This is a genomic window from Amycolatopsis oliviviridis, from assembly GCF_014654365.1.
GTDB classification, from domain to species: Bacteria; Actinomycetota; Actinomycetes; order Mycobacteriales; family Pseudonocardiaceae; genus Amycolatopsis; species Amycolatopsis oliviviridis.
In genome coordinates, this window is sequence record NZ_BNAY01000002.1 from 465,573 (window position 1) to 485,523 (window position 19,951).

Here is a 19,951-nt window from a genome sequence, read left to right on the forward strand (position 1 = left end):
AGCGGTTTTATCCGACCGTGCCCGAGGTCACGGCCCGGACAGGGTGATTTCGACCGCGACCGCCCGCTCGGCCGCGTCGTCGAGCACCGTGCGACGCGGTTCGGCGATGTCGAGAATCCAGGTTTCGGCGCGCCGGAACAACGGCGCCAGCCGCCTGTCCTCGCGCAGTGATTCCAGCGCCCGGCGGTCGCCGCCGAGCACGACGGCGTCCACTTCGGACAGTTGCGGCACGAGGACTTCGAACGCGTCCTCGGCGGCGGAACGAAGTGCTGTGCGCGCTTGTCCTTCCCGCCGTCGCGCGAACCGCTGTTGCGACCAGCCGCCCGCCGCGGACCGGCCTTGGACGAGGTGGCGATCGGTCCTGGACTGGACGACCACTCCCCCGCGCGCGATCCCGACGCTGTGCCCGCCGCGACGGACCAGCAGGAGCGCGATCCTCCGGGAGATGAGGGCGTGGTCGACGAGCGGGCCGACGGCCAGTCCCGCTGTCGCACCTTCCGCTTTCAGCGGTCCGAAAGGGACGGTCGCGACGGCGATGACTCCGTTTTCCGCGGTGACCGTGACGGTTTCCGGTTCGAATCGCGTCTCGCGGACGCCTTCGTTGCGGACGGCGAAGCGGGCGTACCAGCCTTCGAGGCGTTCCGGGGCGACCTCGACGGCGCGTCCCCCGCCCGCCACCTGCCGCTCCCTCGCCATGGCTCCAACCTACGGGTCCGGGCTTGGTTCGGCAGCCGGCACCGGAGCCCTTGCCCGCCTGAGGTACATGAAGGCCCCCTTCATGTACTCGGCAAGGTGTGAAGGTCGAGTTTCCTCGGCTCAGCCGAGGGAAGGGGGCCTTCACGCGCAGCTGTTGTGACTGCTGTGGCTGCTGGTGCGTCTGAGGTGAACGTGGGCGATAACGGAGTCCGTGAAGGACTCCTTGAGAGACCCAGAGTCCCTCAAGGAGTCCTTCACGGACCGACGAAAGGGCTAGACCGGCTTCACCGGACCAGTCCCGACCGACTTCCCGACACTCGCGGGCCGCTCAGCCGCCGTGGGCTGAGCGAAACCGTTGATGTGCAAGGAGATCGCGCGGATCGACCCGGTGTCGCCACCGGCGACGTCCACCGCGGTGAACTTCCAGGTGCCGTCGGCCGCGGCGCCGACGGTCAGGCCACCGAGCGGCTGCGCCGGCCGGTAGGTCCCGGTGAACGGGTTGTTCGCCGCGCTGACCGAGCTGAACGGGGTGGCCGCGTTGTCGGCGAAGACGACCTGGCACAGGTTGTTGCCCGAGCCGCCGTTTCGCTGGAACACGGTCGCCTTGGCGCCCGAGGGCGCGGTCAGCGTGCCGACCAGGTCACCGACGTACGAGTGGTTGATGCCCACGGTCGTCGAGGTCTGGTCGGTGTTGCAGGTCGCCCCGTCCACCGAGAACGTCAGCTTCGCCGCGCGCCCGACGCCGCTGACCGTGATCGGCACGGTCACACCCGTCGGGTCGCTGTCCGGGATGGCCACCGGCGCACCGGCGTAGGCGAAGTTCTGCGTCACCGGCGACGGGGTGCCGACCGGCAGCGAGAACGTCGACGTGGTCGGCGAGTACGAACCCGCGAAGGTCACCCTGGCGTTCAGCACCACCGGCACCCCGAGTTCCTGCGTGGGGGGAACGGTGATGGTGAAGTCGTTCACGCCGGTCTGCCCGGGGCTGATCGTGCCGTACGACTTCGACCGCGGCGCCACCGTGACACCGGGGGTCGGGCTGGAGAGCACGACGCTGGTCGACGTCGCGGTGCCGTCGCCGCGGTTGGTCACCGGCAGGGTCACCTTGGCGGTGTCGCCCGGGTCGAGCGCGGGACCGCCGTCGGCCGGGGTGACCGTCGGCTGGCCCGCGGTCACGAGCGGCTGCGGGCTGGCACCGGTGTAGGCGAGCACCTTGTCGGCGAGGATGACGCCCGCGCCGCTGGAGTTGTCGCGGCCCGGGGCCAGGATGTCGACGGCGGTGTTGATCAGCGCCTCGCGCACCTCGGCCGGGGGCAGCCCCGGGTTGCCCGAAAGCACCAGGCCCGCGATCGCGGCGGCGTGCGGCGCGGCGGCCGACGTGCCGTAGAACGTGGTGAACCCGGTGACGCTGGTGGAGACGCCGTCGGCCGCGGTGATGTCCGGTTTGGCGCGGACCTCACCGCCGGTGCCGGACACGTTGCCCGGGGTGATCGGGGTGCCGTCGGCCTGGTAGAACACGCGCCGCGGACCGTCCGAAGTGAACCGTTCGACCTTGCTGGTCGCGCCGAACGCGGCCGGGAACGGACCGGCCGGGTTGGCCGGGTCGTTCGGTTCGAGGGCACGCGGGAACGCCTTGGCCGCCGGGGCCGCCGCGACACTGAACGCGTCCCGCGCGGCCGAGTGGCCCACGGTCACGCCGGGTTTGGTGTAGGCCTTGAGGCCGTCCGGCGAGTCGGAGAAACGACCGCGCAGCGCCGACAGCGACAGGTAGCGGCCCTCACCGGAGAACTTGACGACGGCCAGCCGCAGCCCGAGACCGCCGGCGGCGGGCGTGTCCACCCGCTCGTAGGCGTCCTGGGTCCCGGTCTGGACGTCCTGGCTCAGGTCGACGACGTTGCCCGCCGCGTTGAGCAGGTACAGGTCATAGTCGTTGTTCGACCGGCCCAGCGGGTCCGACCAGAACAGCGTGACCGGCACGCCCGCCGACGACGCGGACGAAATCGGCTGGAAGATCTGGTTGCCCTCGGCCCCGGCGAAGTTGTGCGCGGTCCCGGCGAACTTGCCGACGCCCTTGCCGGAGTCGACGAAGTCGCCTTCCCAGTGGCCCGAGGTGCCGTCGGCGACGTTGCCCTCGTTACCGGCCGAGGAGAAGTACAGCGCGCCGTTGGCGGTCACGTCGTTCACGGCCTGGGCGATGATCCAGTCCTGGAACGGCGATTCCTTGAAGTACAGGACGTCGTCCACGATGACATCGCAGTGCGCGTCGAACCGCAGCTTGCGGATGTTGTCGGCGAAGCTGGCGTCGGAGTTGAACGCGGTGGCGAAACCGAGCGACGCGTTCGGCGCGAGATCGTGGATGATCTCGAGCATCGCGGTGCCCTCGTTGCCGCTGCCCTCCTGGCCGGGGATCACGTCGACACCCGGCGGGAGTTCGCCGCGCGCCTGCGAGGTCGCGAGCGAGTCGATGCCGTCGGACAACGCGCAGATCTTGGTGCCCACCCCGGTGACGCCGAACTGCTGGCGCGCGGTGTCGGCGTTGTGCGCGCGGTCGCCTTCGCTGTTGACCGGTCCGGCGGCGACGCCGACCTGTCCCTTGGCCTCGATGGCCTTCTTCAGCTCGTCCGCGATCCGGGCGGCCTTCTCTTCCTTGCTTTCCCGCTTCTCCTCGACCGCGGTGGCGGGCTCGGCCAGTTGGCGGGCGGTGAACGCCTCGTTGGCGGTCTCGACCCGCTTGACGTCGGCGCGGCCCGCGATCGCCGTGACCGCGTTCAGCGGCACTTCGGCGCGGACGCTGCCGTACCGCTGCGAGACCGCGCGAATCCCCGCACCGGATTCACGCAGACTTTTCAGGAGTTCTTCCGAGACCTGGCCCCGGATGTCCACGAGTACGGTGCCGGCGGCGGAGACATTCGCCCCAGACCCCAGTGCGGGAACCGCGGAGGCCGACATGCGTTGAGCGCGGAGTTTGTGTTCGACGAGAAGCCGGCTGTCCACTTTGGACTCTTCGGCGGTCTGGTTCTTCTTGATCGACTGCAGGGCCTCGATCTGCCGGACGGTGTTCTCCGAGAACGCGTCCGGGGATTGGGCGGTTTCCGCGGCCGAGACGGGTGGGCTGACCAAGCCGAGCGCCGCGACGAGTGCCGCCGTGCTCGCGGTCAGAATCGATCTTCTTCTCCTGTTAGAACGGGTTGGACGCACGTGCGCCTCCGATTCCTAGGCGCGTGCCCCGACTCACGCTGACCGACGCCGGCGATCACCGGCTGGATCAAGCTAAGTACCGGGCGTGCACTGGCGGGAGGCGCCGTTCGAGTGACGTCGGATGGGGATTTTCCGTTTTGGCCGCAAGTCGTAGCCTGTTCAGCGTAATCGTATGGTCACGATGTGATGACCTGACCGGCCTCAAAGGACGAACGAGTCCGACCAGGGCTGCGAAGCGCGACCGGACAAGCCGTCCAAAAGGGTCACGGCCTGCTTGTCGGTCAGTGACGCCACGAAGTCGACCACCGCCCGCCCCCGCGCCAGACCGCGCACGGCGTCGGCCCCGGTGACCGGTTCCCCGGTCGCTCCGATGAGCAGTTCCGGCGACGTCCGCGCGAGCCCGGTGAACTCCGCCTGCGCGAGCTCCACCAGATCGTGCAGCCGCCGCGGGAGCCGGTAGAACTCGTCGCGGTCGAGCAGCCACGCGTCGAGCGCGTCGACCAGCGTGGTCACGAGGCTCGCCTGTCCGCGCTGGTGCAGCGCGAGTTCCGGGCGGAGCAGCACGAACCTCCGGTGCACGAACTTCAGCACCTGCACCTCGTGCCATTGCGCGGGACGCAGCGTGAGATGCCCCGTCCGGGTCGAAGGCGACGACACCACCTGTACGCCGTCGACGAGCCGCGCGGTCCATTTCGCGGAAAAGGCGGCGGTCGCCTGCTCGGCCTCGATCGAACCGTCGAATCCGGTGGCGAGCAGCCCGTCGACGAGTTCGGCGCGGACACGGGCGACCGCGCTGGTGAACGCGTCGTCGTCGACTATCCAGCCGTCCTTGGCGTGCATCCGGCGGCGCAGCCGTTCCAGCGAACGGCCCGGCAGCCGCCGTTCGGCGGTCAAGGTCGCGTCGTCCAGCCCGGCCAGTTCCACCGCGTGGTCGACCCAGCCCGCGAACTCGGCCGCGACCGGCGCGTGCTGCAGGACACCGATCCGGTGGAAGTCCTGGAGGTCGTGGATGGCGTAGGCGATGTCGTCCGCGGTGTCCATCACGGACGCTTCGACGGTCTGCTGCCAGGGTTCGATCCGGCCGGCGAACGGCGCCCGCGCCTGGGTGAAGTCGTCGAGTTCGGTGCTGTAGGCGGAGAACTTGCTCGCGCCGGTGCCGGGCGCGTCGGCCGGTTCGGCCGCGCCGCGCGGCTGGACGTCCATCGACGTCGGATGCGGATCGGGTACGTGCAGGCGCGCCCACGGGTACTTCAGCACCGCGGCGCGCACCGCCGTGGTGAGGTCGAGCCCGGAGGCGGACGGCCCGCGCACGTCGGTCGTGGTGATGATCCGGAACGACTGCGCGTTGCCCTCGAACCCGTCGGCGAGGCCGAACCGGTGCCGGGCTATCCGGTCGAGGGTCTGCTCCCCCAGGTGCCCGAACGGCGGATGCCCGAGGTCGTGCGCGAGCGAGGCGGCCTCGGCGACGTCCGGGTCGCAGCCGCCCAGTTTCGCGGCGAGTTCGGCGGAATCGCTGGTCGAGTTGATCCGTTCGGCGATCGCGCGCGCGACCTGCGCGACCTTGAGGCTGTGCGTGAGCCGGTTGTGCAGCAGCCCGGAGCCGCCGGCGCTGACCACCTGGGTCACCCCGCCGAGCCGGGCGAAGAACGGCGACGCGGCGATCCGGTCCCGGTCGATGCGGAACGGGCTCGTGGCGAGGTCGGTGAACCCGGCGCTCTCGCTCTCCGGATCGCGCCGCCACGCCCTTGGATCCGTCTGTCCCATGCGTCACACCGTATCCGCCGGGGCGCTTTGAGACACTGCCCAGGTGGCGGACGTGGTGATCGCGGGCGGCGGCCCGGCCGGGCGCGCGCTCGCGCGTGCCTGCGCCCGGCGTGGCCTGGTGACGGTCTTGATCGACCCCGCACCGGCGAGGCGCTGGCGGGCGACCTATGGGCTGTGGGCCGACGAACTGCCGTCACTGCCCGGAAACGCCGTCGCCTGCGCGCCTTCGACGACGCTCGCGTTCGGCACCGCGCCGCACGTCCTCGATCGGCGGTACCTCGTGGTGGACAACGCCGGTCTGCGCACGTGGCTGGACGGCGGTTACGACGTCGTCGCCGGGACGGTGTCCGGCGTGGACCACGGCGGGCAGGGCTCCTCGGTGCGTCTCGAAGACGGGCGGGTCCTCGCGGCCGGTCTGTACTTCGACGCCTCCGGTGCCCGGCCGCGAGGCGACCGGTACGAACAGACGGCCTTCGGCGCGGTCCTGCCGGCCGAGGACGCGCTACGCCTGGTGGACAGCCCGGACACCGCCGTGTTCATGGACTGGCGCGGCAGCGAACAAGGCTTCCTGTACGTGCTGCCGCTCGGCGACGGCGCCGTCCTGGTCGAGGAGACCTCGCTGGCCCGCAAGCCCGGTCTGCCGCTGGAACTCCTCGCCGCGCGCCTGCGTGCCCGGCTGAAGGCCGTCGGGCTGACGTCACGCGGGCGCGAGGAACGCGTGCGGATCGTGCTCGACGTTCCGGTGCCCCGGCGCGGCCGGACGGTGCCGTTCGGGGCCGCCGCGGGCCTGGTGCATCCGGCGACCGGATACAGCGTCGCGACGTCGGTGCGGCTCGCGGAGCCTGTCGCCGACGCCGTCGCCCGGTCCTGGGAACGAGGACCCGGCGCGGCCGCGGCGGCCGCTCACGGCGCGCTGTGGCCGGCCTCGGCCCGGACGGTGCACGGGCTGCGGCGGCACGGGCTGCGGGCGCTGTGCGGAATGCCGTCCGAAATGGTCCCGGTGTTCTTCGATCTCTTCTTCACGCTGCCGATCCCTCTCCAGCGTGCTTTCACTTCCGGCCGCGAAGACGCCCCGGCGACCGTCGAAGCGATGTCGGCACTTTTCCGGATAGCGCCGTGGAAAGTAAGAAAACACCTGATCGGGTGGCGTGCGTTACGCCGTTCTAGGTAACCCAGGTGCCTGCACGATGAACATCAGTTGACACGTGTTTCGTTTCGTACCGTCACCGACGACCATGCGGTTGTGACGTTGCAGATCGCGGTCCGCTTCGCTTACCAACCGTTGTACAGCCTGCACACCGGTGGCGTCGTCGCGTTCGAAGCCCTGGCCCGGCCAGGCCGCGGCACCGCCCACGAACTGCTCGCCGACGCCCGGCGCAGCGGAAAGCTGACCGAGGTCGACGTGGGTCTGGCGGCGGAAGCGGTGCGGCAGCAGAACGAGGCGCAGGCGACCCTCCCGCTCCACCTGAACCTGTCCGCGCGGACCGTGGCGGCACCACCGTCCCGGTTCGAACCGCTGACCGAAGCGCTCACCCTGTCCGGCCGCCGGACCAGGGACGTCGTGCTGGAGATCGGGCCGCCGTTCACGCAGATCCCCGCCGATCTGCTGCTCACCGGGATGCGACGGCTCACCGAACTCGGGTTCCGGCTCGCGCTCGACGGTCTCGGCCGCGGTGACCTGCCGCTCACGCTGCTCGCCTCCGCGCCGATCGACCTGGTGAAACTGGACCGCAGCGTGCTGCGCGGCCTGCCGCACGACCCGGCCGCCGTCGCGATCGTCGAGGCGGTGCTGCATTTCGCGTCGCGCACCGACAACCGGCTGGTCGCGACCGGGCTCGAAACCACCGAACAGCTGGAGTCCGCGCGGCGGCTCGGGGTGCGGATCGCGCAGGGCAACCTGCTCGCCCCGCCGGACGGCGATCACGCGCCGCTGCCCGCTCCGGACGCGCCCGGCCCGTTCATCCCGGGAACCGCGCGTGCCCGCCGGGTCGGCGACTTCCTCAAGCCCGCGACGACCCTGCCCGAAGACGCGACCTGTGACGACGTGCGCGAGGTGCTGGCCGCCGCCGACGGACCGAGCGGCATCGTCGGCATCGACGACCGGCACCGTCCACAGTGGTCGATCGACCGGACCCGGTTCCTGGTCGCGGTCACCGGGTTGTACGGCCACGCCCTGCACGCCAAGCGGCCCGCGTCCCGGCTCGCCGACCGGCCGCACACGATCCACGCCGACGCGAGCGCGCTGGAGTTCCTCGAACTGGTCACCGACGCGGACTGGAGCCGCACCGGCGACGACGTCGTGGTGGTCGACGACCGCGGCCGATGCGTGGGTGTGGTGCTGGTGAACGAGGTTCTCCGCGGCGTCGCCGAGGCGAAGGTCGAGGAGGCCGTCTCGCTGAGCCCGCTGACCCGTCTGCCCGGCAGCGACGCCGTCGCCAGGGACGTCGACCGCCGGATCAACGCGCGGGAGCCGTTCGTCGCGGCCTGGCTGGACGTCGACTCGTTCAAGACGGTCAACGACACCGCCGGGTTCGCCGCGGGCGACGACCTGATCCGCACCCTCGGCCGGACGCTCACCGATCTGGAGGCCCGGCTGCGCCGGATGCGGGTCAGCCATGTCGGCGGGGACGATTTCCTGATCGCCTGCGACGTCGACGAGATCGGCACGGTCGCCGCCGCGCTGCTGGACACGCCGTGGTCGGCCGACGGGCTGCCCGTGACGGTTTCGCTGGCGACCCTGGTGTGCGGGAACGGCGCGATCCGGTCCTACAAGGACGCTTCCCGGCTCCTGGCGCCACTGAAGAAGCGGGCCAAGGAGGTGCCCGGGTCGAGCTGGGTGCTCGGCCGGCCGGGCTCGGACCGGGTCGAGGTGCTGCGCGGCATCACGACGCGGGGCCTGCCCGCGCAACGCGCCGCCGCCGGCTTCTGACCTCATTCTCGACACCCCGCATTTCGTCCTCTGAATGCGGTAGTTGCACACGCAAGTACCGCATTCAGAGGACGAAATGCGGGGGTTTCAGAGGGAGTGAGCCGCGCGGTAGGCGGAGAAGCGTTCGTCGACCTCGCCCGCGGTGAGCCCGAAGTCCGCGAGGTCGTACCGGTGCACGGGTTTCCTTTCCCCGGAACGGCTTTCGGCGTGCACGACGGTCATCGCGTCCCGTGCCTCGTCGCTCAGCGACAGCCCGAAGTGCTGGTAGACACCCTCGACCGTGCCGATCGGGTCGGCGACGAAATCCTCGTATCGGACGTCGCAGAACTGCGCCGGGTCGTGCCGTTTTCTCGCCTCCAGCGACCTTTCCGCGCCTCGCGCCCACAGATCCAGCTGGGCGCGCCCGATCACGTCACCGCGGAAGACGTCGGACCAGCCCTCCGAAGCCTGTTCGTTCAGGCTGCACACCGACGCGATGATCGTGCTGGGCGCGCGATGCGTCTGGACGATCAGCGCGTCCGGGTACACCTCCAGCAACGCGTCGAGCGCGAAGAGGTGACTCGGGTTCTTGAGCACCCAGCGGCGCCCGGCGTCGGGCAGGCCGATGAGCTGGAGATTCCGCCGGTGCCTGCGATAGGCGTCGGTCCAGCTCTGCCCGTCCAGCCAGCGCGAGTACGACGGCACGTGCGCGAGGCATTCGTAGGACACCGATTTCAGGGACTGCCGCAGGAGCTGCCAGCATTCCTCGACCTGGTCGGCGGACATGTGGTGCAGTCCCATGAACTCGGGATGGTCGACGTGATGCTTCTCGTAGCCCGCCTGGATCCCTTGGAAGACGGGGTTCTCCGCCCAGGTCTCGCGCGGCGGCCGCGGTTGCGGCACCTCGGTCAGCCACACCTCCAGCCCTTGGTGCGCCGGATCCTCGGTGAGCAGCCGGTGCAGCGCCGTGGTCCCGGTGCGCGGCAGGCCGGTGACGAAGATGGGCCGCTCGACGGGAATCTCGGCGTACTGAGGGTTCTGTTTCCAGGACGCCTCGCTCAACGACCTCGCCACGAGGGCACCGCGCAGGAACGCGCGATGGATCTTGTTGCCGTACGGTGTCAAACCCGCCTCTCCGGCATAGGAATCCAGCAGGACCCGCAGCCCTTCGAGATGGTCGTCTCCACCGAAGTCGTCCAGCCCGGTGAGTTTCGCCGCCGACGCGTGCAGATCCTCCACGGTGCCGACGTTTTCCCGCCCTGGCAGCATGTTCTCCCCTTCAGTGGTGGTATTCGCCGGCGTTGACGTCGAGACACTGGCCGGTGACACACCGGGCGAGCGACGAGGTCAGGAACACGACGGTGTCGGCGATCTCGTCCGGTTCGGGAAGGCGGCGCAGGTCGATCGTCTCCGCCGTCTCGGCGTACACCTGCTCTGGTGGCACACCGCGTTCCTTGGCCAGGTAAGCGAAATACCACTTCAGCGAGTCCGCCCAGATGTAGCCGGGCGCCACGGAATTGACCCGGATCCCGCGCGGGCCGAGTTCCGAGGCGAGGCTCTGGGCGAGCGCGAGCAGGCTCGCCTTCGCCATCTTGTACGCGCCGAACGTCCGCCGGGAATGCCGCAGCACGGCCGAATTGATCATCACCACCGAACCGCCGCTCTCTTCGAGCGAAGCCGTGAACAACCGCGTGAGCCGGAGCGCCGCGAGCACGTTGGTCTCGAACCCCGCCCGCACGGCGGCGAGGTCGACGTCGGCGAGATCCATGATCGGCGGGATGGCGAAAGCGTTGTTCACCAAGGCGTCCACCCGGCCGAACTCCTTCAGCGCGGTTTCGGCGAGGTTCGCCGCCGACGCGTCGTCGGTGATGTCGGTGGGCACGGTGACCGCGCGGCGGCCGAGCGCGTCGACCTCCTTGGCCACCTCGGCGAGCCGGGATTCGGTGCGCGCGGCGAGGACGACGTCGGCACCCGCCGCTGCGCTGCGCACGGCGATGGACCGGCCGAGTCCTGGTCCGACCCCGGAGACGACGACCACCTTGTCCCGCAAGAGATCCGTCATCCCAGCATCCTCCCCGCGACGGCCTCCTGGCGGGCCGCGATCCGGGCCGCCCATTCCTCCGGGCTCACGCGGGCGTCGTCGTGGAAGGGCAGCCTGTCAGCGAGTTCGCCGAACTTCACCACCTCGACCTCGGGACCGTCGGCGACGTCCAGCGCGCGAGACAGCCGCTGCCAGCGGATCTGGACGTAGCCGCGATCGTGCCCGGTGCGTTCGAGCCAGTTGGCCAGGCCGGGGTCGCGTTCGCTGATCACGAACCGGATCTTGCCGTCCGGGTCGACCCGCGCCTGGTCGGCGGTGAGGCTGGTCTGGTGGTTGATGTAGTCCAGCGAGAGGTACCAGACGCTGCCGAGCTGGATGCCCTGATAGGGCGCGTCCGAACGGGGCACCGTGACGATCATGACCTCCTCGTCGCCGAGTTCGTAATGCCCGGCTGAGGAGTACTGAGTGGTCAGGCCGCCCGGCGTCGGCCGCGGTTCGGTCATCGTGTTCGCCGGCAGGTTCAGGTAGAACCATTTCGGGAAGGCGAGGAAGGTGCGCAGCCTGCTCAGCAGGATCTTGCCGGAGACGCCGTAGCGTTTGGCCAGCCCGTCACGGGTGAGCGGCGCGGGCGCGCCGCCCGCGGTGTCGGCGCACTGGATCTGGATCGTGCCGCGGCGTTCGGTGGCCCAGTCGCTGTAGACCTCGCGCACCACGAGCATCGACGAACCCGGGCCGAGGACGAAGTAGTTCGAGGCACGTTTTCCCGCCGAGGACTCATCGGCGCTGTTGGGACCGGGATCCGGTTTGGCCGGTCCGAAGCGGAGTTCGAACGTGCCGTCGTCGGCGATCTCGATCTCGCGGTCGTCGAACGCGGCGAGACTGTCCGGCACCTCGACGGGTGAGTAGTCGCCGTTGAGGATCTGGAAACTGACGTCGGCCGTGCTCCCCCGCGTCCCGGTGACGACGTACTCGCGGTCCTCGCGGATGTTCGCGTTGAAGTACAGCGTGTCCGGGTTGTCCAGGCCCATCTTCGTGTACGGCCCGGTGGACTGGGTGAAGAACGGATAGTCCCGTTCGTAGGCCCACGCCATCTGCAGGGACGCGCGGATGCTGCCGGCGAGGTAGTCGTATCCCTCGACCAGATCCTGTTCGGTCCGGATGTGCGGCGCCTCCGCGATGACCTTCTCGGCTTCGACGATCGCGTCCGCGAACGGTTGAGTGAGCACCGGCGACTCCTCATGCTGGTACAAATACGTACCGACTTGGTACGTTCTTCCCGATATCAGACTAGAACGCGTTCTAAGGATGGGTCAATGGCCCGACGTTCCCCGCCCACCGAGCGAGTCGTGCGGCTGCTCGACTTCTTCGCCGCGCACCCCGGCCGCCGCTTCGGCCTTTCGGAACTCGCGCGCGCACTGGACCTGGCCAAACCGACCTGCCTCGGCATCGTGACCGAGCTGGCCGCGGGCGGCTACCTGGTCCGGGACCCGAGCCCGGTCACGTACCGCCTCGGGCCGGCGATGGTCGCCGCGGGCCGCGTCGCGGGCGAGGGTTTCGGCGCGAGCGAGGTCGCGCGACGGCATCTGGAGGACCTGAGCAGGCGATACGGCGCCACGTGCACGGCGTCGGCCGTCGTCGGGGACCGGATCCTGATGCTGCAGAGCGCCGGGCCCGGCCGGGTCAAACTCGGCGAGACCTACCCGTTCGCCCCGCCGGTCGGCCTGATGTACGTGCTGTGGGATTCCGACGCGGCGTTCGACGCGTGGCTCGCCAAGCCCCCGGCTGTACCGGTACGGCTGGACGAAGCGCACCTGCGTCGCGTCGTCGCCGAGTGCCGCGAGCACGGCTATCTGGTGGAGAGCCTGACCTCCGCCGGGCGACGGCTCTACACGCTGATGGCGGGCGTCGGCGCGGAGGAACTGCCGCCCGAAGTGCGGAGCCTGGTGGGCGAACTCGTGTCGAGCCTCGGCGAACGCGTCTACCTCGGCGCCGATCTGGAGCCGCGCCACAAGCACGCGGTGAGCCTGCTCGCCGCGCCGACGTTCGACGCTGCGGGCAGGCAGGAGCTGGTACTCACGCTGTCGGTCGGCGAACCGATCACCGGCGCCGAGATCGCGCGGCGGGGCGCGGCACTGGCCGCCAACGCCGACGCCGTCACCGCCGAATCCGGCGGCCGCGACCCGCGCGTTTAGTCCTCTGGATGCGGTAATGCGGGTCAGGAGGACCAGCGGTTCGCGGTGAGCTTCAGACTCGGCACGTCGTCCATCGACATCATCGTTTCGTACAGCCGGTCGTACTGGGTCGACGCGGTCAGCCACACGCCGTCCACCCGCCGGTAGGTGTCCTCGTAGTACGCCGCGCCCTCGATCACCACCCGATGCTCGGGCACGATCACCTTGTCGCGCATCAGCCAGGTGCCCGTCGCGGTGTCGCCGTCGACGTCGATCTCCGGCTGCCCGGCGAAATGCACCGTGGTGACGCCGGGACCGACGGCGTTCCGGAAGAACCCGATGATCGCCTCACGTCCTTCGAAGTTCAGAGGTTCGCCGTAGGACGGCGTGCCGAAGCGCGCGTGCGCGTCGGCCGTCAGGGTCCCAGGCATCTCGTCCCACAGCTTGAGGTCGAGGCACCGGAGGTAGCGGGCTTTGAGGCGACGGATCTCTTCGAGCGCGACCAGGTCCATGCCGACAGCGTCCTCCTCCCCTTGACCAAGCACAAGAACCTGTTCTACTTTTCTGATCTCGAACCACGGAGGTCACGATGGCGCCGCCGACCTACGAGCTCACCCATCTCGAAGCACTCGAAGCCGAAGCCGTGCACATCTTCCGCGAGGTCGCGGCGACCTTCGAACGACCGGTGCTGCTGTTCTCCGGCGGCAAGGACTCGATGGTGATGCTCCACGTGGCGGCCAAGGCGTTCTGGCCGTCACCACCGCCGTTCCCGGTGATGCACATCGACACCGGGCACAACTTCGACGAGGTGATCGAGTTCCGGGACCGCACGGTCGACAGGTACGGGCTCCGGCTCGTCGTCACCAGCGTCCAGGACGACATCGACTCGGGCCGGGTCGTCGAAGACCCGAAGGCGGGCCGCAACCGTCTCCAGACCGCCGCCCTGCTGCGCGGGATCCGCGAGCATTCCTTCGACGCCGTCTTCGGCGGAGCCCGGCGCGACGAGGAGAAAGCCCGCGCCAAGGAGCGCGTGTTCAGCTTCCGCGACGAGTTCGGCCAATGGGATCCGCGCGATCAGCGGCCGGAACTCTGGGATCTCTACAACGGCAGGCATCGCAAAGGCGAGCACATCCGCGTCTTCCCGCTGTCGAACTGGACCGAACTCGACATCTGGCAGTACATCGAGACCGAGGGCGTCGACCTGCCGTCGATCTACTACTCGCATCGGCGCCCGGTCGTCCAGCGGGACGGGATGCTGCTCGCGCACACCCGTTTCCTCACCTTGGGTGAAGGCGAAAGTCCTTACGAGGCAACGGTTCGCTTCCGCACCGTCGGCGACGCGACCTGCACCGGCTGCGTCGAGTCGACGGCGGCGTCGGCGGGAGAAGTGGTCGCCGAGGTAGCGGTCAGCAGGCTGACCGAACGCGGCGCCACCCGCGCCGACGACCGGATCTCCGAGACGGGCATGGAAGACCGGAAGAAGGAAGGCTACTTCTGATGGGCGCTTCACAGCTGGTCCGCCTCGCGACCGCGGGCAGCGTCGACGACGGGAAGTCGACCCTCATCGGCCGTCTGCTGTTCGATTCGAAGACGGTGTTCACCGATCAGCTCGAAGCCGTCGAACGCGCCAGCCGCGACCGCGGCGAGGCGTATCCGAACCTCGCGCTGCTGACCGACGGCCTGCGCGCCGAACGGGAACAAGGCATCACGATCGACGTCGCCCACCGGTACTTCGCGACGCCGCGCCGGAAGTTCATCATCGCCGACACGCCGGGACACGTGCAGTACACCCGGAACATGGTCACCGGGGCGTCCACGGCGGATCTCGCGCTGATCCTGATCGACGCCCGCAAAGGCGTGCTCGAACAGTCGCGGCGGCACGCGTTCCTGGCGAGCCTGCTGGGAATCCCGCATCTGGTGTTGTGCGTCAACAAGATGGACCTGGTCGACTGGTCGCAGGAGCGCTTCGAAGAGATCCGTGAGGACTTCCGGCGCTTCGCCATGAAACTCCAGGTGCACGACCTGACCTTCGTGCCGATGTCGGCACTGCACGGCGACAACGTCGTGCACCGGGGCGCCAGTATGCCTTGGTACGAAGGGACTTCCCTGCTGCATCACCTCGAACAGGTGCACGTGGCCTCGGATCGCAATCTCATCGACGCGCGATTCCCGGTGCAGTACGTGATCCGGGAGCACAGCCGGGACTTCCGCGGGTACGCGGGCACCGTCGCGGGCGGGGTGTTCAAACCCGGCGACGAGGTCGCCGTGCTGCCGTCCGGCTTCACCACGACGGTGCGCGCGATCTGGGGGCCGGGCGGCACCACGGTCACCGAAGCCTTCGCGTCGCAGGCCGTCACGATCGAACTCGCCGACGAACTCGACCTCGGGCGCGGCGATCTGATCTGCCGCCCCGGCAATCGACCGCACACGAGCCGGGACGTCGACGCGATGGTCTGCTGGTTCTCCGAACAAGGGACCTTGAAGCCCGGGAACAACTACGTCGTCCGGCACACCACCCGGGAGACCAAGGCCGAGATCCGCGACCTCGACTACCGGCTCGACGTCACCAGCCTGCACCGCGACGAGACCGCGAAGTCTCTGTCCCTCAACGAGATCGGTCGGATCCGGCTGCGCGCACGGCAGCCGCTGCTGTTCGATCCCTACCGCCGCAACCGGTCCACCGGCGGATTCCTCCTCATCGACGAACACTCCGGGGCGACGGTCGCGGCGGGCATGATCACCGGCCCGAGCGTGACGGCGTCGAACGTCGTCTGGCACACCGCCGCGGTCACCAGGTCGGAACGCCCGACGCGCGGGCTCACCGTCTGGCTCACCGGGCTTTCCGCGTCCGGGAAATCGAGCGTGGCCGTGGAACTGGAGCGGCGGCTCGTCGCGTCCGGCAGGCCCGCGTATCTGTTGGACGGCGACAATCTCCGGCACGGGCTGAACGGGAACCTCGGTTTCAGCCCGGCCGATCGTGCCGAGAACGTCCGGCGTGTCACCGAGGTCGCGAAGCTGTTCGCCGACGCCGGCGTGGTGTCGGTGGTCTCGCTGATCAGCCCGTACCAGGCCGACCGCGAACTCGCCCGCGCCGCACATGAGGCGGCCGGGCTGCCGTTTCTCGAAATCTTCGTCGACACCCCGCTCGAAGTCTGCGAAGACCGCGACCCCAAGGGGATGTACGCGAAGGCGAGGGCGGGCGAGATCAGCGGCTTCACCGGGGTGGACGCTCCCTACGAGCGCCCGGAGAACCCGGATCTGGTGCTGCGCCCGGACGACGGGGACCCCGCCGCGATGGCCGCGCTGATCCTCGCCGCGCTGGAATAGCTGAAGGACGCTTTCCCCGCATCCGATGCGGGTAAAGCGCCCTTCGCCTCGTCCTATGCGGGTAAAGCGTCCTTCAGCCCGCCGGCGTGACGAATCCGGTGTCGTAGGCCTTGATCACCGCTTGCGTCCGGTCCCTCGCACCGAGTTTCGCGAGGATGTTCCCGACATGTGTCTTCACCGTCTGCACACCGAGGTAGAGCTCACCCGCGATCTCCACATTGGACAGTCCCGCCGCCATCAGCCGCAGCACCTCGCGCTCGCGTTCAGTGAGCCCGGCGTCGGCGAGACCGTCCTGCGGGCGCCGATGGGCCTGCTGCGCGGCCAGCCGCCGGATCGCGGCCGGGAACAGCAGGGACTCCCCCGCCGCCACCGTCCGGATCGCCGCGACGATCTCCTCGGGCCTGGCCCGCTTCAGCAGGAAACCGCTCGCACCGGCGAGCAGGGCGTCGTAGACGTAGTCGTCGTTCTCGAAGGTGGTCACCACGATCACCTTCGGCGGATTGGCAAGAGTGGACATCAGATGTGCGGTCGCCCTGATCCCGTCGACCGAGGGCATCCGGACGTCCATCAGCACGACGTCGGGCCGGAATCGCGAGACCAGGCCCGGTACCTCCGCACCGTCGGCGGCCTCGCCCACGACCTCCAGGTCGGGTTCGGAGGCGACGATCGCCCGCAGCCCCGCCCGGATGAGCTGTTCGTCGTCGACCAGCAGCACCCCGATGCTCATCGCCGTTTCCCCCATGGCACCGCCACCTCGACCTTCCAGCATCCGTCCGCGCGGCCCGCGGTGATCGTGCCCCCGAGCACTTCCACCCGTTCCGTCATTCCCTCGAGCCCCCGGCCGCCCCCGTCCCGTGACGGCGCCGCGGCGCCGAGCGGGTTGGTCACCCGTAACCGCAGCAGCTCCGCTTCGGCGTCGACGAGCACCGTCACCGGCACCTTACCGGCGTGCCGCAGCGCGTTCGTCAGGCATTCCTGCAAGATCCGGTACGCCTCACGGGAGACGACCGGCGGCACCGACGCCGGGGCTCCCCGCACCTCCGCCGTCACCTCGGCGCCCGCCAGCCGCGTGGCCTCGACCAGCGCGGACAGCTCCGTCAGTCCCGATTGCGGCGCCCGCGACGACGCCTCCTCGCGCAGCAGGCCAAGCACGTGGTCGAGGTCGTCCAGCGCGGCCCGGGCCGAATCCTCGATCGCGGTGAGCGCCTGTTCGGTGAACTCCGGATCCGACCGCAGGGTCCGGCGCGCGGCCCCGGCCTGGATGGTCACGACGCTCAGCGCGTGGCCGACCGAGTCGTGCAGTTCCCGCGCGAGCCGGTTGCGTTCGGCGAGTTGTTCGGTGCGCTTCTCCAGCTGGGCGATCCGCTCGGCGGCCGAGATCCCCAGCAGGCTCTTGGCACAGCGGGTCAGCACCGCGCCCGCCGCCCAGACGACGTACACCAGCGCGACGAGGCCGACCAGGAGCGCCAGCGGGATCCAGGCGCTGGCCCAGCCCTTCGGCACCACGATCGGGTCCTCTGTGGACAGCGCGATCCGGCCGGTGAACGGCGCCGCGACCGAGAAGCCGAAGGCGACCGGGACGAGCAGGCTCACCAGGCTGACGACGCAACCGGTTCCCACGTGCAGCAGGAACATCGCGCTCGACCGCAGCCGGACGGGCCAGCTCCCCGCGGGCCCGAACGTCACCCCTGGCACCGGATCGTCCAGCAGTTCCCGCACGGCCGCTCCTTCGAGCACCCGGACCGCGGGGAGGAACGACGACGCGATGATCACCAGGACGAGGACGATCATCCCGATGACGATCCCGCGCCCCAGCGTCACGACGAGGGGCAGCAGCGACGGCACCACGATGGCGGCGAAGAGCAGATACGGCACGCTGAGGGCACCACCGAGGATGAAGTACACCCATCGCCGGTAGGTCGCCCGGTCCACGAGCGGGCCGAAAAGTCGCATGCGCTCTTTCTAGCGCGTGCCGGCTTCGCGCGGATCCCTCATCAGTATCTCCGCGATCTCCCTCGCGAGCGTGACCCGGTGCGAGTCACCGTCGATGCCGGTGTGCGCGACGGCGCCTTCCAGCAGGAGGAAGAGTTGCTCCGCGAGCCGCTCGGGATCGGCCGCGCCCGGGGCGTCCTCGCGGAGGAGTTCGGCGAACTTCGCCCGGACCGCCTCCTTGTGCCGCCGGATCACGTCGAGCCCGGGATGCCCGGCGGGCAGCTCGGCGGCCGCGTTGAGGAACGCGCAACCCCGGTCGCTGCCGAGCCGGGGATGGTCGACGTAGGCGTCGAAGACCACGAGCGCCCGGGGCTTGTCGGCCTCGGCCAGCCGCTCTTCGAGGTACGCCCACCAAACGTCGTGCCGGCGTCGGAGGTACTCGAGCGTGAGCTCCGTCTTCGAGCCGAAGCACGCGTACAGCGTCTTTTTCGTGACACCGGCGGCCTCGGCCACGGCGGCGACACCCACCGCGTTCAGGCCCTCCCGGTAGAAGAGCTCGGTCGCGGCCGCCAGGACACGCTCGCCGGCTGGAGTCAGCATGCCTCGACTATACCGATCGGTTGACCTGAGCGCGAAATGCAGGAACACTCCCTAGGTATACCGATCGGTATACGCATGGAGGCGCGCTGATGGTTTCTTCGTACAAACGCGAGCTGACGCTGACCGCGGCCGGGTTGTCGCTGATCGCGGTCACCTACGGACTCGCGAGGTACGCCTACGGGCTCTTCGCACCGACCCTCCGGACGGAATTCGACCTCGACGGCGGCACGCTCGGCGCCATCGCGGCGGGAAGTTACGTCGCGTACTGCCTGGCCGTCGTCGCTTCGACCGCCGTCACCACCCGCTGGGGTGCGCGGACGGGCGCGCTCGCCGCCGGGACGGCCGCCACCGCGGGAACCGCGCTGATCGCGGCCGCGCCGAACGCCGCCGTCCTCGCGCTCGGCGTCGTCCTCGCCGGGGCCAGCACCGGGCTGGCGTCCCCTTCGCTCGCGGACGCGGTCTCCCGCGTCGTCCGGGTGACCCGCCGCGACCGCGCCCAGTCCGTGGTGAACGCCGGGACCGGACTCGGTGTGCTGATCTCGGGCCCGGTCTCGCTGCTCGCGATCGGCGACTGGCGGCTGGCCTGGTGGGCTTTCGCCGCCGCCTCCGCGCTGGTGACCCTGTGGATCGCGCGGATCGTGCCGCCGGTCAAGGAGGACCGTGCGCGCGGCCTGCCGGCACCGCTGTTCCCGCCGGCCACCGGACGGCTGCTGCCCGCCGCCGCGACCCTCGGCCTGGCCAGCGCGGCGATCTGGACGTTCGGCCGGGACATCGCGGTGAGCGTCGGCGGGCTCGGCGAAACGGAGTCGACGGTGGTGTGGATCGTCCTCGGCGCGGTCGGCCTGGCCGGGGCGTTCACCGCCGAGCTGACCTCGCGGGCGGGACTGCGCCGCGCGTGGTCGGCGGGGATGGTTTTGTTCGCCCTCGCCACGGCGCTCTTCGCCCTCGCCACCCGGTCGTTCCCCGCGCTCGTCGTCGCGGCGGCACTGTTCGGAGCCGTCTACATCGGACTGACCGGCGTGCTGATCCTCTGGGGCACCAGGGCTTATCCGACGGCACCCGCGTTCGGTGTCGGCGTGGCCTTCCTGATGCTGGCGCTCGGCCAAGCCGCGGGCGCACCGCTCATCGGCCTGCTCGGCGACCTGATCGACCTTCGCGCCGGCTTCCTCGTCGCCGCGGCGACGGCCGTCCTCGGTGTCCTGTTCGCGCCCAAGGAAGCGACCACTACCTACAACTTCGGGGTCCGTTCCCTCTCGAGGGTGAGTACCGTCCCGCCGGAGCGGGAATCCCGCGCGGGCTGCGCGTGATGTCCTC

The 19,951-nt window shown here is 69.9% G+C and carries 16 protein-coding genes; 6 read left to right on the plus strand and 10 right to left on the minus strand.

Annotated elements, in window-relative coordinates; translation table 11 throughout:
* Positions 1–27: 27 nt before the first annotated feature.
* The 3 genes from IE302_RS09290 to IE302_RS09300 all read right to left on the minus strand — a co-directional run bounded on the left by IE302_RS09290 (position 28) and on the right by IE302_RS09300 (position 5,658).
* The gene (locus IE302_RS09290) at positions 28–696 is read right to left on the minus strand and encodes an acVLRF1 family peptidyl-tRNA hydrolase (RefSeq protein WP_191253825.1); all 669 of its coding nucleotides are present in this window, start codon (positions 694–696) and stop codon (positions 28–30) included.
* Positions 697–969: 273 nt separating this feature from the next.
* Positions 970–3,858 (minus strand): S8 family serine peptidase, encoded by a 2,889-nt coding sequence (locus IE302_RS09295; RefSeq protein WP_191254729.1) that lies wholly within the window; start codon positions 3,856–3,858, stop codon positions 970–972.
* Positions 3,859–4,095: 237 nt separating this feature from the next.
* Positions 4,096–5,658 carry a deoxyguanosinetriphosphate triphosphohydrolase family protein gene (locus IE302_RS09300; protein WP_191253827.1) on the minus strand — a complete coding sequence of 521 codons (1,563 nt, stop codon included), beginning with the start codon at positions 5,656–5,658 and terminating at the stop codon, positions 4,096–4,098.
* 43 nt (positions 5,659–5,701) lie between these two features.
* Between IE302_RS09300 and IE302_RS09305 the strand changes: the two genes are divergently transcribed.
* Positions 5,702–6,829, plus strand: coding sequence for a lycopene cyclase family protein (locus tag IE302_RS09305; protein ID WP_191253829.1), 1,128 nt, complete (start codon positions 5,702–5,704; stop codon positions 6,827–6,829).
* Between the two features lie 72 nt (positions 6,830–6,901).
* Positions 6,902–8,587 (plus strand): GGDEF domain-containing protein, encoded by a 1,686-nt coding sequence (locus tag IE302_RS09310; RefSeq protein WP_191253831.1) that lies wholly within the window; start codon positions 6,902–6,904, stop codon positions 8,585–8,587.
* A gap of 87 nt (positions 8,588–8,674) precedes the next feature.
* Here the strand turns inward: IE302_RS09310 and IE302_RS09315 are convergent, their stop codons facing one another.
* Genes IE302_RS09315 through IE302_RS09325 form a run of 3 tightly spaced genes read right to left on the minus strand, consistent with a single transcriptional unit; the run spans position 8,675 to position 11,833 of the window.
* Positions 8,675–9,835, minus strand: a complete 1,161-nt coding sequence (locus IE302_RS09315) for a sulfotransferase family protein (protein ID WP_191253833.1) — start codon at positions 9,833–9,835, stop codon at positions 8,675–8,677.
* Positions 9,836–9,845: 10 nt separating this feature from the next.
* Positions 9,846–10,628 carry an SDR family oxidoreductase gene (locus IE302_RS09320; RefSeq protein ID WP_191253835.1) on the minus strand — a complete coding sequence of 261 codons (783 nt, stop codon included), beginning with the start codon at positions 10,626–10,628 and terminating at the stop codon, positions 9,846–9,848.
* Positions 10,625–11,833, minus strand: a complete 1,209-nt coding sequence (locus tag IE302_RS09325; RefSeq protein WP_191253837.1) for a hypothetical protein — start codon at positions 11,831–11,833, stop codon at positions 10,625–10,627. The genes IE302_RS09320 and IE302_RS09325 overlap by 4 nt, the downstream gene beginning before the upstream one ends.
* An 87-nt stretch (positions 11,834–11,920) precedes the next feature.
* On the opposite strand from IE302_RS09325, the gene IE302_RS09330 reads away from it, so the two are divergent.
* Positions 11,921–12,799: a helix-turn-helix domain-containing protein gene (locus IE302_RS09330; RefSeq protein ID WP_191253839.1), complete on the plus strand. Its 879-nt coding sequence runs from the start codon at positions 11,921–11,923 to the stop codon at positions 12,797–12,799.
* 23 nt (positions 12,800–12,822) lie between these two features.
* Here the strand turns inward: IE302_RS09330 and IE302_RS09335 are convergent, their stop codons facing one another.
* Complete coding sequence (locus IE302_RS09335; RefSeq protein ID WP_191253841.1) at positions 12,823–13,290, minus strand: nuclear transport factor 2 family protein; 468 nt, start codon at positions 13,288–13,290, stop codon at positions 12,823–12,825.
* 77 nt (positions 13,291–13,367) lie between these two features.
* On the opposite strand from IE302_RS09335, the gene cysD reads away from it, so the two are divergent.
* Both cysD and cysC read left to right on the plus strand, forming a co-directional pair.
* Positions 13,368–14,276: a sulfate adenylyltransferase subunit CysD gene (cysD, locus tag IE302_RS09340; RefSeq protein ID WP_191253843.1), complete on the plus strand. Its 909-nt coding sequence runs from the start codon at positions 13,368–13,370 to the stop codon at positions 14,274–14,276.
* The gene (gene cysC, locus IE302_RS09345) at positions 14,276–16,105 is read left to right on the plus strand and encodes an adenylyl-sulfate kinase (RefSeq protein ID WP_191253845.1); all 1,830 of its coding nucleotides are present in this window, start codon (positions 14,276–14,278) and stop codon (positions 16,103–16,105) included. Before cysD ends, cysC begins: the two co-directional genes overlap by 1 nt.
* A gap of 73 nt (positions 16,106–16,178) precedes the next feature.
* Here the strand turns inward: cysC and IE302_RS09350 are convergent, their stop codons facing one another.
* From IE302_RS09350 to IE302_RS09360, 3 genes are read right to left on the minus strand one after another with little or no spacing between them, the layout of a single operon-like run.
* Positions 16,179–16,832 (minus strand): response regulator, encoded by a 654-nt coding sequence (locus IE302_RS09350; protein ID WP_191254730.1) that lies wholly within the window; start codon positions 16,830–16,832, stop codon positions 16,179–16,181.
* Entirely contained in the window at positions 16,829–18,058 is a 1,230-nt protein-coding gene (locus tag IE302_RS09355) for a sensor histidine kinase (protein ID WP_191253847.1), read from the minus strand. The genes IE302_RS09350 and IE302_RS09355 overlap by 4 nt, the downstream gene beginning before the upstream one ends.
* A gap of 9 nt (positions 18,059–18,067) precedes the next feature.
* On the minus strand, positions 18,068–18,637 hold the full coding sequence (locus IE302_RS09360; protein WP_191253849.1) for a TetR/AcrR family transcriptional regulator: 570 nt from the start codon (positions 18,635–18,637) through the stop codon (positions 18,068–18,070).
* An 89-nt stretch (positions 18,638–18,726) separates the two neighbouring features.
* On the opposite strand from IE302_RS09360, the gene IE302_RS09365 reads away from it, so the two are divergent.
* A complete protein-coding gene (locus IE302_RS09365) occupies positions 18,727–19,944 on the plus strand; it encodes an MFS transporter (protein ID WP_191253851.1) in 1,218 nt (405 codons plus the stop codon).
* The last annotated feature ends 7 nt before the right edge of the window (positions 19,945–19,951 follow it).

Bases quoted from the DNA above. Each gene is read 5' to 3' on its own strand.
- IE302_RS09290 (WP_191253825.1), bottom strand. From the start codon at position 696: ATGGCGAGGGAGCGGCAGGTGGCGGGCGGGGGACGCGCCGTCGAGGTC.
- IE302_RS09300 (WP_191253827.1), bottom strand. From the start codon at position 5,658: ATGGGACAGACGGATCCAAGGGCGTGGCGGCGCGATCCGGAGAGCGAG.
- IE302_RS09315 (WP_191253833.1), bottom strand. From the start codon at position 9,835: ATGCTGCCAGGGCGGGAAAACGTCGGCACCGTGGAGGATCTGCACGCG.
- IE302_RS09320 (WP_191253835.1), bottom strand. From the start codon at position 10,628: ATGACGGATCTCTTGCGGGACAAGGTGGTCGTCGTCTCCGGGGTCGGA.
- IE302_RS09330 (WP_191253839.1), top strand. From the start codon at position 11,921: ATGGCCCGACGTTCCCCGCCCACCGAGCGAGTCGTGCGGCTGCTCGAC.
- IE302_RS09335 (WP_191253841.1), bottom strand. From the start codon at position 13,290: ATGGACCTGGTCGCGCTCGAAGAGATCCGTCGCCTCAAAGCCCGCTAC.
- cysD (WP_191253843.1), top strand. From the start codon at position 13,368: ATGGCGCCGCCGACCTACGAGCTCACCCATCTCGAAGCACTCGAAGCC.
- cysC (WP_191253845.1), top strand. From the start codon at position 14,276: ATGGGCGCTTCACAGCTGGTCCGCCTCGCGACCGCGGGCAGCGTCGAC.
- IE302_RS09350 (WP_191254730.1), bottom strand. From the start codon at position 16,832: ATGAGCATCGGGGTGCTGCTGGTCGACGACGAACAGCTCATCCGGGCG.
- IE302_RS09355 (WP_191253847.1), bottom strand. From the start codon at position 18,058: ATGCGACTTTTCGGCCCGCTCGTGGACCGGGCGACCTACCGGCGATGG.
- IE302_RS09360 (WP_191253849.1), bottom strand. From the start codon at position 18,637: ATGCTGACTCCAGCCGGCGAGCGTGTCCTGGCGGCCGCGACCGAGCTC.
- IE302_RS09365 (WP_191253851.1), top strand. From the start codon at position 18,727: ATGGTTTCTTCGTACAAACGCGAGCTGACGCTGACCGCGGCCGGGTTG.